The 14,888-nt window shown below is 73.7% G+C and carries 12 protein-coding genes; 5 read left to right on the top strand and 7 right to left on the bottom strand.

From position 1 onward, the window contains the following. Positions 1–18 precede the first annotated feature (18 nt). From AB0I21_RS31435 to AB0I21_RS31425, 3 genes are read left to right on the top strand one after another with little or no spacing between them, the layout of a single operon-like run. A complete protein-coding gene (locus AB0I21_RS31435) occupies positions 19–522 on the top strand; it encodes a SigE family RNA polymerase sigma factor (protein WP_360566572.1) in 504 nt (167 codons plus the stop codon). Between the two features lie 37 nt (positions 523–559). Next, positions 560–1,711 carry a hypothetical protein gene (locus tag AB0I21_RS31430; protein WP_360566570.1) on the top strand — a complete coding sequence of 384 codons (1,152 nt, stop codon included), beginning with the start codon at positions 560–562 and terminating at the stop codon, positions 1,709–1,711. A 20-nt stretch (positions 1,712–1,731) separates the two neighbouring features. Then, on the top strand, positions 1,732–2,358 hold the full coding sequence (locus tag AB0I21_RS31425; protein WP_360566568.1) for an FMN-binding negative transcriptional regulator: 627 nt from the start codon (positions 1,732–1,734) through the stop codon (positions 2,356–2,358). Positions 2,359–3,235: 877 nt separating this feature from the next. On the opposite strand, the gene AB0I21_RS31420 is transcribed toward AB0I21_RS31425, so the two are convergent. Both AB0I21_RS31420 and AB0I21_RS31415 read right to left on the bottom strand, forming a co-directional pair. Next, positions 3,236–3,607: a VOC family protein gene (locus AB0I21_RS31420; protein ID WP_360566566.1), complete on the bottom strand. Its 372-nt coding sequence runs from the start codon at positions 3,605–3,607 to the stop codon at positions 3,236–3,238. Positions 3,608–3,658: 51 nt separating this feature from the next. Beyond that, positions 3,659–4,699, bottom strand: a complete 1,041-nt coding sequence (locus AB0I21_RS31415; RefSeq protein ID WP_360566565.1) for a suppressor of fused domain protein — start codon at positions 4,697–4,699, stop codon at positions 3,659–3,661. A 59-nt stretch (positions 4,700–4,758) separates the two neighbouring features. Here AB0I21_RS31415 and AB0I21_RS31410 point away from each other — a divergent pair, with 59 nt between their 5' ends. Continuing rightward, a complete protein-coding gene (locus AB0I21_RS31410) occupies positions 4,759–5,220 on the top strand; it encodes a PPOX class F420-dependent oxidoreductase (RefSeq protein WP_360566563.1) in 462 nt (153 codons plus the stop codon). A 110-nt stretch (positions 5,221–5,330) separates the two neighbouring features. On the opposite strand, the gene AB0I21_RS31405 is transcribed toward AB0I21_RS31410, so the two are convergent. Both AB0I21_RS31405 and AB0I21_RS31400 read right to left on the bottom strand, forming a co-directional pair. Next, the gene (locus AB0I21_RS31405; RefSeq protein ID WP_360566562.1) at positions 5,331–6,677 is read right to left on the bottom strand and encodes a helix-turn-helix transcriptional regulator; all 1,347 of its coding nucleotides are present in this window, start codon (positions 6,675–6,677) and stop codon (positions 5,331–5,333) included. A 93-nt stretch (positions 6,678–6,770) separates the two neighbouring features. After that, positions 6,771–8,081, bottom strand: a complete 1,311-nt coding sequence (locus tag AB0I21_RS31400) for a helix-turn-helix domain-containing protein (protein WP_360566560.1) — start codon at positions 8,079–8,081, stop codon at positions 6,771–6,773. A 205-nt stretch (positions 8,082–8,286) separates the two neighbouring features. On the opposite strand from AB0I21_RS31400, the gene AB0I21_RS31395 reads away from it, so the two are divergent. Continuing rightward, entirely contained in the window at positions 8,287–9,600 is a 1,314-nt protein-coding gene (locus AB0I21_RS31395) for a carbohydrate-binding protein (RefSeq protein ID WP_360566558.1), read from the top strand. A gap of 10 nt (positions 9,601–9,610) precedes the next feature. Here AB0I21_RS31395 and AB0I21_RS31390 read toward each other — a convergent pair whose 3' ends face one another. The 3 genes from AB0I21_RS31390 to AB0I21_RS31380 form a co-directional block, all read right to left on the bottom strand. Beyond that, positions 9,611–11,953 carry a tetratricopeptide repeat protein gene (locus AB0I21_RS31390; protein ID WP_360566556.1) on the bottom strand — a complete coding sequence of 781 codons (2,343 nt, stop codon included), beginning with the start codon at positions 11,951–11,953 and terminating at the stop codon, positions 9,611–9,613. Positions 11,954–13,165: 1,212 nt separating this feature from the next. Further along, positions 13,166–13,981, bottom strand: coding sequence for a hypothetical protein (locus AB0I21_RS31385; protein WP_360566554.1), 816 nt, complete (start codon positions 13,979–13,981; stop codon positions 13,166–13,168). 174 nt (positions 13,982–14,155) lie between these two features. Continuing rightward, positions 14,156–14,827: an alpha/beta hydrolase gene (locus AB0I21_RS31380; RefSeq protein WP_360566553.1), complete on the bottom strand. Its 672-nt coding sequence runs from the start codon at positions 14,825–14,827 to the stop codon at positions 14,156–14,158. Positions 14,828–14,888: the final 61 nt, after the last annotated feature.

Below are 14,888 nucleotides of genomic sequence, written 5' to 3'. Positions count from 1 at the left end.
TTTTCGTGGAGGTCACCCTTGCGCGCCGAACAGGAGCACGAGTACGTCGAGTACGTCCGGGCGCGGATCCCGCGGCTGCACCACGTCGCCTACCTGATCCTCGGTGACGGCGACCGGGCAGACGACGCCGTGCAGAACGCGCTCACCGTGCTGTACCGCCGCTGGCACCGCATCGCGGACGTGTCGAACCTCGACGCGTACGTGCACACCATGGTCGTCCGGGTGTGCCTCGCCGACCGGCGGCGGCCCTGGTCACGGGTCCTGCTGCGGGACGCCGCCCCGGACGGCCCGGTGGCCGGCGGCGAGGGGCGGGTCGACGAGCGGCTGCTGATCCGGCAGGCCCTCGACCGGCTCCCGGAGCGCCAGCGGGTCGTCGTCGTCCTGCGCTTCCTGTGCGACCTGCCGGTCGCCGAGGTCGCCCAGCTGATCGGCCGCTCCGAAGGCACGGTCAAGAGCCGCACCGCCTATGCGCTGGCCGCCCTGCGCCGCGCGATCCCCTCGACCACCTGGAGCGCGCCATGATCTTCGTTTTGTCGCTTTCTGCCGTCCGGGGTGCGTCATGATCGACGAGCAACTTCGTGACTACGCCCGGCGTACCTCCAGCGCCTCGCGCCTGCGCGCCGAGGACGTCCTGGTCCGTGCCCGCCGCTCCCACCGGCGCCGGCAGGTCGCTCTGTCGGCGTTTTCCGCTCTTGTACTGGTCGCTGTCGTCGCCGTGGCCCTGCGGCCGTCCGGGGCCCGGCCGCCCGTGCCCGCGATCACGGGTGCCGCGCCGGACGGCTGCTCGGTGCGGTCCCTGCCCCTGCCCGCCGGCATCACCGGCGGCTCCGTCATCGCCGCGGACCCGACCGGCCGGTACGTCCTCGGCGTCCCCTTCCCGAACGACGACATGGCCCCCGCCGTGACGATCCTGTGGACCGACGGCACCCCCCGGCTGCTGCCGACCGGGTTCGCCGGGACCGCCGTGAACGCCTCCGGCCTCGTCGCCGGCATCAGCGGCCGGCTGGAGGCCCGCCGTGCCGCCGTCTTCCGCGACGGCGCCGTGGCGGACCTGCCCGCCCCCACCGGCGCGATCATGTCCGAGGCCGTCGCCGTCAACGCCCGTGGCGAGATCGCCGGCACCGCGTACCTCCCGGGCACCCCGGACTTCTCCGCCCGCGCCGTCGTCTGGCCCCCCGGCCAGGGCATCCCCAAGCTGCTGCAGTCGGGCGGCAAGGACACCTTCGCCGCCGGTGTCGCTGACGACGGCACGGTCGTCGGCACCATCGGCACCCGCGAGCACCCGTACCGCTGGACCGCGGCCGGCGCCGGCACCGCCCTCCCGCTACCGTCCGGCTACCGCGGCGGCGAGGGCCAGGCGGTCACCGGCGACTGGGCGGTCGGCTCCGCCTCCACCAGCCGCGGCGGCGAGGACGGCAAGGACGAGCTCACCGCCGAGTCCGTCGTCGTGCGCTGGAACCTGCGCACCGGCGCCCTCGACCACGGCATGCGCATCGTGCCCACCTCGGTGTCCGCCGCCGGCGCCCTGGCCGGCCGCGTCGGCAGGGACGAGCCCGGCATCTGGCGGGACGGCACCGTCGTCCCGCTGCCGATGCTCACCGGCGGCACCCGCGGCGCCGCCGCGACCATCGTCGGCGACGGCCACACGGTGGCCGGCTGGAGCGCCACCGCGTCGGGCCTCCCCGCGCCGGTGCTCTGGCAGGGCTGTTGAGGGTCTCTAGGCTTGAGCTCATGTATGTGCCTGCGCACTTCGCCGCCCCGTCCGAGGCAGCCGTCCACGAGCTGCTGTCCCGCCCGGCCGCGAGCGACCTGGTCACGTGGGACGGCCGGCAGATGGTGGCGACCACACTGCCGCTGCTCTTCGACCCCGACGCCGGCGCCCTGCTCGGACACGTGGCCCGCAACAACACCCAGTGGCAGCACACGGCCACCGAGGCGCTGGTCATCGTCCGCGGCCCGGACGCGTACGTCACCCCCTCCGCCTACGCGACGAAGCACGAACACGGCCGCGTCGTGCCGACCTGGAACTACATCACCGCCCACGTCTACGGCACGCTCATCGCCCACGACGACCCCGCCTGGACCGAGACCCTGGTGCGCCGCCTCACCACCCTCCACGAGTCCGCCCGCCCGTCCCCCTGGTCGGTCGACGACGCCCCCCGCCCCTTCATCGAAGGCCAACTCCGCGCCATCGTCGGCGTCGAGATCGCCATCACCCGCATCGAAGCCAAGTGGAAGCTCAGCCAGAACCGCTCCCCCGCCGACATCGCCGGCGTCCGCGCCTCCCTCGCCACCGGCACGACCCCCGAACGCCAGGTAGCCGCCGCGATGTCAGACACCCCCCACTCACCCGCCTGACTCGCTGGCTGGTGTTGCGGGCCAGCGGCTGGCCGTCCCGCCACGCCGACGCGTGTCACGGTTGGACGCGGCGGCGCCTGTGCCACGTCGCGGGCCAGGGCTGGCCGATCCCGCCGGTGCCGACATGCGTTGGGGCTGGGACGCGGCTGCGCGCGAGCGGTGTGGTGGGGGTGTGGTTGGGCGTGGCGCGGCGTTGTCGGTCGGGGGTTGGGCCGTGCTGCCGCGCTGATGAGCGTTGAGGTTGGGCGTGGCGGTCTGTGGGTGGCTTGGTCAGGGTGGGCGGCCCCGTGGTGACGACGCGCGTTGGGGTCGGGCGTGGCTGCGCGCGAGCGGTGTGGTTGGGCGTGGCGTGGCGTTGTCGGTCGGGGGTTGGGCCGGTCTGCCGTGCTGCCGCGATGATGAGCGTTGAGGTTGGGCGTGGCGGTCTGTGGGTGGCTTGGTCAGGGTGGGCGGCCCCGTGGTGACGACGCGCGTTGGGGTCGGGCGTGGCTGCGCGTGGGTGGCGCGGCTGGGTGATACCGCCGTGATCCTCCCGCTCGCGTCGAGGTTCGGAGGCGGGAGGGCGCGCCGCGGCGTTGTGGGTTGCAGGGCGGCGTCGTGGGTCAGGGGTTGCGCCGTTCCGCCGTGATGACCCGTGCCGAGGCTGGGTCTGGTGGAGCGTAGGCGGCGTGGTTAAGGCGCAGCTGGGTGCTTCCGCCGTGATGATCCCGCGCGCGTTGAGGTTCGGGGTCGCCGGGCGTGGTGCGGTGCTGTGGGCAGGCGAGGCTGTTGTGACGACGGGCGTTGAGGTCGCGCGTGGGCGGTGTTGTGGGTTGTGGGCAGGCGAGGCTGTGGTGCGGGGCGGACGCCCCGCTCACCGATGCCGCGGCGTTGTTGGTCAGGGGGTGGGGAGGTGGCAGACGGCCTCGATGTTGTTGCCGTCGGGGTCGCGGAGGAAGGCACCGAAATAGTTGGGGTGGTATTCGGGGAACAGGCGCGGGGCGTGGAGGACCTCGGCGCCTAAGGCGACGCCCGCCTCGTGGAAAGCGATGACCGTGTCGCGGTCAGCGGCGCAGAACGCGACGTGGACCTCGCGCTGGACGACGTCGACGGTGACCGGGCCGAGCCAGAAGTCGGGCTTGGTGACTCCGTAGCCGGCGACGCCGGGGAACTCCATCATGCGTTTCGCGCCGAGCGGAGCCAGCACAGCGTCGTAGAACGCCTTGCTGGCAGCGAAGTCGGCGACCTGGATCCCAAGATGGTCGAGCATGCCTCCATTCTAAGAAACCGACCGACACTTTCCGTGGGACCGGCGAAGGGCTCAGCCGATGCGCTCCACGACGTTGCCGTCGCTGTCGCGGATGAGGGTGGGGCGGACGTCGACGATGAGGCCGGGGGCCTCGGGGACGGGGGACGCGCCGGCCAAGGGGACGAGGACGCCGGTCAGGTTGTCGAGGGCTTCCTCCGTCAGGACGATCCTCAAGAGGGTGCCGTCGCTGTTGGTGCCGAGGCCGAAACTGCCGGAGGAGAACTCGACGCTGCTGTCGGGGCCGTCGACGACCAGGGTCCGGCCGAATCGCAGCCGGCCGCGGAGGATGGCGGCGATGCGTTCGACCGCGTGGGCGCCGACGATGAGGCGGTACCCGTCGCCGTCGGGCAGCCAGGCGAACTCGGCGACGGCCAGGCTGCTCGTGGAGGAGCCGTCGCGGCGCCGGCCGGCGGCGACCTTCTCGGCGAACGCGGGAATGTCGGTGAACGAGGTGCGGCCCAGATCGGTGATGAACAGCGGCGCGTATCCGGCGGCGAGCTTGAGCACGGCCTCGGTGCTCCAGGTCTGGGTCGCCGCGTATTCGCCCAGGGTCAGCCCGAACACCTGCAGGAATCGCACTCTGCCGAACGGGGTGTCGATGACGCCGAGCTCCGGATCCTCGACGAAGGAAATCGCCCGGATCCGGGTCTGGTACTCCAGCGCGATCGGACCGTTGAGGTCCATCTGATGATTGGGCGCGAAACCGTTGCCGCTGCTGAAGTTGTACCGGGCGAGGTTCTGCAGGAAGTTGGCGGCCCAGACGGGCGGCTCGGTCTCGCCCGGCGCGCGACGCACCCGGAATGTGAACTCATAGCCCCAGCCGGACCATTCCGCGTCTGGATTCGGCGCCGAATACAGCTCGCTCATGCCGTAGCTGACGATGTGCCAGTGCGGGACCGGTGTGTCGCGGGCGTAGAAGCTGATTCCGTCCAGCGGATCCGGGCCGCCGAGCGACCATTTCAGCAGCGTGGCGTAGTGCTTGGGCTCGATGCCGGGGTAGAGGCGGTCGAGCGCGGCGTCGATGGCGTCCCAGCCAGGTGCGTCGGAGGTCACCAGCCGACCTAACCACAGTTCGGAAATCCTTCAACCCTTGGTGCGACTAGGGTTGAGGCATGGCTCGTACCATCGCGACGAACACCGACGTGGACCGCTCCGGACTGATCGAGTTCCTCCGCACCCGGCACCGGGCATTGATCATCACCACTCGCGCGGGCGGGCGACCGCAGGCCTCGCCGGTCACCAGCGGCGTCGACGCGGAGGGGCGGATCGTCATCTCGACGTATCCGGAGCGCGCCAAGGTCCGCAACGCCCGCCGTGACGAGCGTGTCTCGGTCGTCGTGCTGTCCGACGAGTGGAACGGCCCTTGGGTCCAGGTCGACGGGGTCGCCGAGGTGCTGGACCTGCCGGAGGCGTTGGAGCCGCTGGTCGAGTACTTCCGGTGCATCTCCGGCGAGCATCCCGACTGGGACGAGTACCGGGAAGCGATGCGCCAGCAGGGCAAGTCGCTGCTGCGCATCACGATCGAGTCGTGGGGGCCGATCGCGACGGGTGGGTTCCCCGCGCGGCTGGCCTGACCCGCCGCGGCCTGCCTGACCCGCCGCGGCCCGCCTGACCCGCGCCGGCCTGACTGACCCGCGCCGGCCTGACTGGCCCGCGCCGGCCTGACTGGCCGCGGCCTGCCCGGCTATCCGGCGTGGGTGTCGACGGCGGTGAGTCCGTCGGCGAGCACGGCCAGGGCATCGTCGGGGCGGCGCATCGCGGTCAGCAGGTCGGCGAGATCGAGGGAGAGCTGGGCGAGCTCCCGCCGCGGCCCGGTCCCGTGATGGATGGCGATCGCGGCGCGGAGGTGCCGCTCGGCCGCCTCGAGATCGCCGGCGTCCTGGCTGAGCAGGGCATGGACCCGGTGCGCACGAGCCCGGCGCACCTCGGCCGTCGACCCGCCGCCACCGGTACGGTCGCGACGGTTGCCTTCGAGGTCCGAATCGGCATCGCCGTCGCCCCCAGCGGTGCCGCCGTGAGCGCCGGTGCCGGGGGTGATCAGAGCATCCGCGTCTGGCGCGATCGCAGGATCCGCTGCCGACAGCAGGGCGCGTGCCGTCGTCGGATCGCCCAGCGCCCGGTGCACCTCCGCCAGATCCACCAGCGCGTCCAGCGCCGCCGGCCCCGTCGACCGCTGCCGCGCCGCCGTCAGATCGGCCAGCGCGCCCGCCAGATCGCCCGCCGCCAGCCGCGCCCGCGCGCGGATGCGGAACGCGCCCGCGATCTCGTCCGCCAGCCACGACTCCAGCACCGCCGCCCCGGCCGCGGCCAGCGCCGCCCGCGCCTCCGGCAGATGGCTGGACGCCGCCAGGGTCCGGGCCGTCGCCACGAACGCGGACACCGCCGCAGCACCGGGCCCGGCCAGCGCGAGCGCGGTCGACGCCGCCGGTGCCGCGTCCTCGCCCAGGTCGTGCTGGCACAGCGCGAGCAGCGCGTGCACCGCCAGCACCGACGCCGGATCCGGCAGCCCGGCACGGTGCAGCTCGTCGCGGAAACCCGTCAGCAGGTACGCGGCATAGCCCGGATCACCCTGCAGCCGCGCGCACAGCGCGAGCCCGGCCACCGCGGGAGTCCGCAGATGGGCCAGCGTCGGCGGGACCAGCCGCCGGGCCCGCTCGAAGTGCCCGACGGCGTCGTCGGGCGCGCCGGCCGCCAGGCGACGCCGGCCGAGCACGACTTCCGCCGCCGCCCGGCGGGTGTCGAGCGCGGTCGGGTCGGTGGCGAGCTGCTCGTACCAGAGCTGGGGCTGCACCTCCTCAAGCAGATCGATCTCGATGGACAGCGCGTCGCCGGGGTGGCGGCCGGTGGTGAGCTGCGTGACGTCGACGTGGAGGCGGGCCGCGAAGTGTGCGAGCGCGTCGCTGGACGGGACGCGGTGACCGTTTTCGACGGACGAGACATAGGCGGCGGTGTAGTTGGGCTCGGCGAGGTCGCGCTGCGTCAACCCCTTGCCGGTGCGCAGCGCCTGAATCCGCTCACCGACGCCGCTCACAGCGCCCCATCCTCGAACACGACGCCGCTCACAGCGCCCCACCCTCGAACACGACGCCGCTCACAGCGCCCCACCCTCGAACACGACGCCGCATCACAGCGATCCGCCCTCAGGCAGCCGGGCCGCGGCGAGCAGCCCCCGCCGGAAGCTCTCCGCCGCACCCTCGACGTTACCCCCGGCCCGCCGCTGCTCGCCCAACAACCTGCTCGTCGTCACGAGTTCGGCAACGAGCCCTGACTCTTCGTAACGATCCGCGGCGGCGCTGAGCAGCTCGTCCGCGAAGGGAGACCCGGGGGAGCGCGCGCCCGCGATCCGGCCGAGGATGCGGTCGGCCTCGGCCATGCACTCCTGGTGAAGGGTGCGGCGGCAGATGTCGGCTGCCTCGGCCGCGAGCCGCTCGGCCTCGTCCAGGTCGCCGTCGAGCCGGCGCGCCTCCGCGAGCTCGAGGGTCGCGCCGGCCAGGTCCTGCACGGCGCCGACCTCGCGCAGGATCGCCCTGGCCTGCTCGAAGCGGTCCGCGGCCTCGCGGACCTGCCCGACGCGGCGCAGCACGTACCCGTGCGCCCATTGGCAGATGCCGATCTCCCGGGTGAGCCCGAGCGAGGTGTAGATCGCGAGCGCCTCGCCGAGCAGCCGCTCGGTGTCGGCGAGGTCGTGGTCGCGCCGCAGCTGGGCGACGGTGACGCTGAACTGCGCGAGCCACTCGCGGTTGCGCACCCGCGGCAGCAGCGGCAGCGCCTCCCGCTCCAGCCGGCGGGCCCGCTCCCGCCAGTCCAGCTCCAGGAACGTGTACACCAGCGCGCTCGTCAACCGGACCTGCGCGTCGGGATCGGGGTCGGCCGCGGCGCGGACGGCGCGCAGCTCGGCCTCGAGCAGCGTGATCGCCTCGCCGGTGGCGCCGGTGATCTGCAGGCAGTAGGCCTCCCGCGCGACCACCGCGGCGCGCAGCGTGACGTCCTGCCGCTCCAGCAGGGTCTTCGCGCCGGCGTACCGCTGGATCGCCGCACCCACGTCGCCACGGTGCAGCGCGACGTCGCCGGCGAGGTGGACCGCGCGGCACTGGAGCTCCGGCAGCGCATACCGGCGCGCCAGCTCGGCGACCTCGTCGGCCTTCGCCGCCGCCTCGGCCGTGCGGCCGCGGGACAGCTCCCGGCGAGCCTCGGCGAGCTCGCCGGAGAGGGTGCCGGCCAGGTTCGCCGGGCGGCCGTGGCGCAGGTCGTCGGCGTCGACCCCGAGCGCGCCCGCGATGTGGGCGAGCGTCTCGGCATTCGGCACGCGCACGCCGCCCTCGATCGCGGCCAGGAACGCGCGGGTGTACCGCGGCTCCGCCACCTCCCGCTGGGTCAGCCCGCGGTCGAGGCGCAACCGCCTGATCCGCGCGCCGAGCGACTCGTCCTCCGTCACCGCGTCACCTTCCCACATCACCTGTGTATTGACAGCCGCCTGTGCGCGTCCTAGCGTTCACGCAACAACGACGGTAACTGGAGTTAACAAGCCAGTTGCGCACCTCCCACGATCTCCGGCGTCGGGATGCCGGGTGCCTCCCCCGTCCCGATGCCGGACACCACCGCCAGCACCCCCAACGCTGCACTTCCGGGAAGGAACTGCGATGCGCAGAACTGCCCTGGTGCTGTCCGTCACCGTGACCGCCGCCCTGGTCACGACCGGCGTACTCACCCACAACGCCCTGGCCGGCACCGGCGTCGCCGACACCGCGGCGGCGCCACCGGCCGGGGTCGCACCCGCCGTCTTCAGCGCGATGCAACGCGACCTGCACCTCACCCCGGCGCAGGCCCGCGACCGTCTCACCCTCGACGGCCGCGCCGCGACCACCCAGCAGGTCCTCCGCACGACCCTCGGCGCCCGCTACGGCGGCACCTGGGTCGCCGCCGACGGCAGGACCGTCACCGTCGGCATCACCGATGCCGGCCAGCAGCAGAGCGTCCGCAACCTCGGCGCGACCCCGACCCTGGTCAGCCGCAGCGAGGCGCAGCTCGACGCGATCGTCGCCAAGCTCGACCGGCACTCGTCCGCCGCGCCGCGCACCGTCAAGGGCTGGTACGCGGACCTGCCCACCAACTCCGTCGTCGTCCTCGGATCCGGCGCGCAGGGCTTCCTGGCGGCGGCCGGCGTCGACCAGGCCGCGGTCCGCGTCGAGGCGACCAACGAGGATCCGAGGCCGTACATCGACGTGGTGGGCGGCAACGCGTACTACATCGGCAGCGGCACCAGGTGCTCGATCGGCTTCTCCGTGAACGGCGGCTTCGTCTCCGCCGGCCACTGCGGCACCACCGGCGCCCGCACCACCCAGCCGAGCGGCACGTTCCGCGGGTCGAGCTTCCCCGGCAACGACTACTCGTGGGTCCAGGTCGACGCCGGAAACACCCCGCGTGGCCTGGTGAACAACTACAGCGGCGGCACCGTCGCCGTCGCCGGGTCGACCGAGGCGGCCGTCGGCGCCTCCGTCTGCCGCTCCGGCTCCACCACCGGCTGGCACTGCGGCACGATCCAGCAGAAGAACGCGTCCGTCACGTACTCACAAGGCACCGTGACCGGGCTCGTGCGCACGAACGCCTGCGCCGAGCCGGGCGACTCCGGCGGCTCGTGGCTGTCGGGCACCCAGGCGCAGGGCGTGACCTCCGGCGGCTCGGGCAACTGCACCTCCGGCGGCACCATGTACTACCAGCCCGTCAACGAGATCCTTCAGGCGTACGGGCTGACCCTTGTGACCTCGGGTGGCGGCCCGGGTCCGACCGCGACGGCCACGACGACGAGCCCGCCGCAGGGCGGGACGTGGGCGCCGAACACCGTGTACGCGACCGGCGCGACCGTCACCTACGGCGGCCGGTCCTACCGCTGCCTGCAGGGCCACACCTCGCAGGTCGGCTGGGAGCCACCGAACGTACCGGCGCTGTGGGCGTGACGGTTTCGACTTAGTTCGCGGGTATGGGGAGGAGCGGGCCCGACAGCGTCGTCGGGCCCGCTCCGCGGTGTTGCAGCCGGCTGCGCACCTCACCGGCCTTCGGGTGGGCGAGCACGTCCAGGGTGCTCAGCGACCGGGTCCACGCCGCCCGCGCCTGATCCCACCGGCCCGCCGCGGCCCAGGTGTCACCGAGCCGGATCGACGTGTCGGCCTCGTTGAACCGGTCGCCCTGCTCCGCGTAGCGCAGCAACGCGTCCTGATAGCGCTCGATCGCCCGGTCATGGTCGCCGAGGCGGTGGTGGATGTACCCGAGGCTGTCCAGCGTCGCCGCGACACCGGCCGCGTCGCCGAGCGCCCGTTGCAGCTCCAACGCCTCCTCGCAGCACTCGAGGGCCACGTCGTGGTGCCCGAGCCGGGCGCGGTGCCAGCCCACCGAGTTCAAGGCCCGGGCCTGCCCGACCGGGTCGTCCGCGAGCCCGAACAGCTTCAGCGCCCGCTCGTCGTGCGCGACCGCCTCCGCGAACCGGTCCTGCGTCTCCAGCAGCCAGGCCAGCGCGTGCTGGCACCGGGCCGCCCCCGCGTGGTCGGCCAGCTCGACGAACAGGTCGAACGCCACCCGCAGGTGCCGCCGCGCCTCCTCGTGCCGCCCGCTGCGGATCAACCCGCCGGACAGGCTGCGGTGCGCCAGCGCGAGCGCCGCCCGGTCACCGAGCCGCTCGGCGGCGCCGACCGCGGCCCGCTGCGTGGCGATCCAGTCGCCCCAGCGCCCGCTCCTGTCGAGGTGGTCGGCCATCGCCCAGGCCAGGCGCCACGCCTCCCGGTCCGCCCCGCATGCCACCGCCAGCTGCACGGTGCCGATGAGCGCCGTCCGCTCCTCCTCGAACCACGCCGCCGCCTCCCCGTCCGGGACCTTCCGCGCGGCGGGTGCGGGCAGCCCCGCCGGGTCCCGCGAAGGATTGAGCGCCATCGCCGCGGCCGTGGCCGCCTCGACGTAGTGCGAGATCAGCCGCTTCCGCGCGGCGGCGCGCTCCGAGGCGGGGTCGGCGACGCGGGTGAGATCGGCGGCGTACGCACACAGCAGGTCATGCATGCCGAACCGCCCCGGAAGCCCCTCGATCACCAGCTGCGCCCGTACAAGCTCCGCCAGCAGCGGCAGGACCGTCTCGCGCGGCAGCCCGGCGATCGCCGCGGCGGCCGCGATCCCGAGCTGCGGGCCTGGGTGCAGGCCGCCGAGCCGGAAGAGCCGCTGCGCGTCGGGGCTGAGTCGCTGGTACGACCACGAGAACACCGTCTCGACGTCGGCCTTCGGGTCGTCGGACCGCAGCGCGTCCAGCCGGCTGCGCGCCCCCGTCAGATCCGCGGCGATCGCGGCGAGACTGAAGTCCGGATGCAACGCCGCCCGCGCCGCCACGACCGACAGCGCCAGCGGCAGCCGCGCACACGCCGCGACGATCGCGTCGACCGCCGCCGGCTCCCGCTCCGCCCGCGCCGCGCCGATCCGCCCCGCGAGCAGCGCCCTGGCCTCGCCGACGTCGAGCAGGTCGAGCGTCACCGGATACGCGCCGTCGGCCACCACCAGCTCCGTCAGGTCCGACCTGCTCGTGACCAGCGCGAGCGCCGCCCCCGTGCCCGGCAGCAACGGCCGCACCTGCTCAGCCGTCGACGCGTTGTCCAGCACGATCAACATCCGCTTGTCGCGCAGGAGTTGCCGGTACCGCCGAGCCCGCGCCCCGGCGTCCGCGGGCACCTGCGCCGGCGGCACCCCCAGTAACCCCAACGCGACACCGAGCGCGTCGAACGGGCTGACCGGGTCGCGGCTGCTCGGCCCGAACCCACGCAGGTCCAGAAACAGCTGACCGTCCGGAAACGTGCTCGTCATCCGATGCGCCCAATGTACGGCCAGCGCCGTCTTCCCGACCCCCGCCGTCCCCGACACCACGATCGCCCGCCGCCGCCGGTCGAGCAGCCCGTCGAGGTGCGCGAGCTGCCCCGTCCTCCCGGCGAACATCACCAGATCCGCCGGCAACTGCCGCGGCGCCTCCTCCCCCTTGGGCACCCCGGCCGCCCGCAGCTCCTCCACCCTGTCCCGCGCCGACGCCAGCGCCCGCTGCTCGTCCGGCGTGGCCCCGAGCAGCCTGACCAGCTCGTCGAACCGATCCGTCGGCGGCAGCACCCGCCCGGCCAGATACTCCCCGACGATCCCGTGCGACCACCCCGTCAGCGCCGCGATCCGCCGGTACGTCAACCGTGGCTGCCCCGCCTGCCCCGACTCCCGCACCCGTAGCTCCCGCAGCACCCGAGCAAGCTGCCCCATGGTGCCGACCTTCGCCGCGTCCTCGAGCAACTCGTCCACTGCCGCCGATCCCTCACGTCGCGCCCGCCCACCCCCGCGCCCTGCCAGTGTCGCGCGCCCCCGCAACCCGCCGGTCCCCGCGAGCCCGCGTTTCTTGATCGAAGGACGGTTCTGGTCACCCCGACGACCGGATCCATCCTTCGATTAAGAACGCTCGGACCGTGGCAGCCGGACCTGTCCGCCAATCTGCGACCGGACGCGGTGCCGGCCGTGATCGGCTGAGCATGGAATCCGGGGCAACATCTTGCGGGCACATGGACGCGGCGATCGCTCCGTCCCGGTGGCTGACCTGCGACTGCCGGCTCAGCGGCTGTGCCGCGATCGCCTCTTCCCGCCGGCCGGGTGCGGATGCCGGCTCAGATCTGCGGACGTGCGGCCCCCTGCGTTCGGCGTGCCCGGGCGGCTGGGCGTGTGCGCTGGCCCGATGCCTGGCGCCCGCGGGGGACCGTGATTGTGCATCCCGATACGTGGACCACGAGTGCCAGTTCAACGCCTGCGGACGTGTGGGAGTCCGCGGCCGCCTTCTTCCCGCGCCGCCGCGAAGGCACCGGCTCGAACCTGCGGACGCACGGCAGGCAGCGAACGCCTTGCCACGAGTGCCAGTTCAACGCCTGCGGACGTGTGGGAGTCCGCGGCCGCCTTCTTCCCGCGCCGCCACGAAGGCACCGGCTCGAACCTGCGGACGCACGGCAGGCAGCGAACGCCTTGCCCCGCGACTGGATGCGGGTGCCGGCCCACACCTGGGAAGCGCACGGTCCGGTGACCGCCACCCACTCCGGCGGCGGCCGCGGGTGCCGGCTCAGCAACCACGGAGGCATCCCGGCTGGGCGCCGCTGTCCGTCCTGCCTGCAGCCGCCGACACCGCCATCCACCCTTGGCGCGGGCTTCCGACACCCGGGGCGGGACAGACTCCCCGAGCTGAGCTGAGCTGAGCTGAGCTGAGCCGAGCCGAGGCGGCGCGGTGCGAGTCGCGGTGTGGGGCGCGGGGCGGGGCCCCGGTGCGAGGCGCGGTGCGAGGCGGTGCGAGGCACGGCGCGAGGCGGTGCGGTGCGGGGCGCGGTGCGGGGCGCGGTGCGGGGCGCGGTGCGGGGCGCGGTGCGGTGCGGGGCGCGGTGCGGTGTTGGCTCAGGTCATGGGTCTGCGGTCTGGTGAGGGCCTCCTGTCTGCGGCCGGGTGTGGGCGCGTGGTGGGTGAGAGGTCGGGGAAAGTGGGTCACTGGAGGCGGCGGATCTCGCGAGGAAGGCCGCGCATCCAGGCGCGCAGCAGCGGAGCGACGGTGCGGACCAGCGGGCTGGCGGGGGCGTCGTCGATCGGGGAGGTGAGGGTGTCGGCGGCGAAGATGAAGGGGTCGATCAGCGGGGTGGGGCGGTGCCTGTCGTGGAGGTCGCTGCGCTGCAGGGCGTCCTCCACCAAGGTGCGGAAGGCGGCGGCCGGGACGTCTTCGCGGACGGCACGGATGGCCTCGTGGAGGTGGCGGCGGACGCCGAGCTGCTGCTCGTGGGCGGGGGAGCCGACGCCGACGAGGAAGGTGAGGTAGGTGCGGGTGAGGCGGCCGTCCTCGCGGTCGAGATAGCACTCGACGGAGCGGGTCCAGCCCGCGCGGGCGACCGAGAACCCGAGGCCGGCGACGGTGCCGTCGGCGGCGACGAGGCGGTGGCAGCCGCCCGCGCGCTGGGGGCCGGCGAGCTCCGGGGACCAGACGGGGCGCCGGGCGCCGGCGGCGACCATGCGCTCGACCGCGGCCGCGGACGCGGCGGCGACCCGGCCGCCGGCGACGCTGCCGAGGCCGAGGACGACGGCTGGGGCCATGGGGGTGGTGGCGCGCTCGAAGCTGGGGATCACGTCGGAGAGCAGGACGGCCTCGAGGGTGCTGCCGGCCGTGACGTGGGCCATCGGGTCGCCGATGGTGAGGGCGGCCATCGACACGAACGCGGCGCCCGCGAACTCGGCGTCGGTCGGGTCGTCGTCGGGGACCAGGGCGGCGGGCCCGCCGAGGATGCGCCGCAGGAGGGGGTCGACGTCGCCCACGACCGCGGCGAAGAGACCCGGCGGACCGGCCGCGGTCGAAGGAGCGCGCCGGTGCGGCGTGCGGCGGTGGACAGACTGCTGACGGTGCCTGCGCTTGTGGCTACGACCACGACTCCCCGGACCCATGCCAGCAGTCTGCACCTACCCCCCGACAAAAAATCGCCGCACACACCGTCAATCCCCGTGCCGACCTGCGCAAAACAAAATCACAGCGGCCAGGTCCGCCGGGCGGCTGAGCATCGGCCAGTGGCCGGTCGGCAGTTCGTGGACGCGGTAGTCGCCGCGGTCCAGGCCGGCGAAGAAGGGGTGGTCGCCGTCGATCATCTGGTGCACGGTGGCGGCGTCGAACGTCGAGCAGATCAGGTCGGTCGGCGGCTGCGCCGGGGACGCGAGCCGCAGCGGCGACAACGCGCTGGCCAGCGGGTGCGGGACGGCGCGGGTGAACTGCGCGGGGTGCAGGCCCGCGAACTGCACCGGGTCGTCGGCGGGATCGAATGACGGCGGCGGGATGAACACGCCGTCGGGGGAGGCCGGCGGGGACACGTCGGCCTGCGAGACGCCGTCCGGCACAGGGCCGCTGTCCACATAGATCACTCGTGAAACCTTCACAAGGTCCGCCGCGCCGCGGACCGGCAGGCCGCCGTAGCTGTGGCCCACCAGTACCACCTCCGCGGCATCCGCGACGGCGGCGGTGACCTGCGAGATGTGGTCGTCGAGGGTGGCGCCCGCGCGCAGGTCGAGGCTCAGCGCGGTCACGTCGTGGCCGGCGGAGCGCAGCGGCGCGGCGACCGCGTCCCAGGCCCAACCGCCGAGCCACATACCGGGAACAAGGATGAAGTGCGTCATGCCCCGACCGTAGGACGATATCCGGGCGGATCCCGCCCTGATAAAGAGTCCTGATAGGAAG

This window comes from Dactylosporangium sp. NPDC050588 (genome assembly GCF_040654975.1).
Classification (GTDB): domain Bacteria; phylum Actinomycetota; class Actinomycetes; order Mycobacteriales; family Micromonosporaceae; genus Dactylosporangium; species Dactylosporangium maewongense.
This window is presented reverse-complemented; position numbering and strand designations above follow the sequence as displayed.

Coding starts and splice junctions, on each gene's coding strand:
- AB0I21_RS31430 (WP_360566570.1), top strand. CDS start 560: ATGATCGACGAGCAACTTCGTGACTACGCCCGGCGTACCTCCAGCGCC.
- AB0I21_RS31425 (WP_360566568.1), top strand. CDS start 1,732: ATGTATGTGCCTGCGCACTTCGCCGCCCCGTCCGAGGCAGCCGTCCAC.
- AB0I21_RS31420 (WP_360566566.1), bottom strand. CDS start 3,607: ATGCTCGACCATCTTGGGATCCAGGTCGCCGACTTCGCTGCCAGCAAG.
- AB0I21_RS31410 (WP_360566563.1), top strand. CDS start 4,759: ATGGCTCGTACCATCGCGACGAACACCGACGTGGACCGCTCCGGACTG.
- AB0I21_RS31395 (WP_360566558.1), top strand. CDS start 8,287: ATGCGCAGAACTGCCCTGGTGCTGTCCGTCACCGTGACCGCCGCCCTG.
- AB0I21_RS31380 (WP_360566553.1), bottom strand. CDS start 14,827: ATGACGCACTTCATCCTTGTTCCCGGTATGTGGCTCGGCGGTTGGGCC.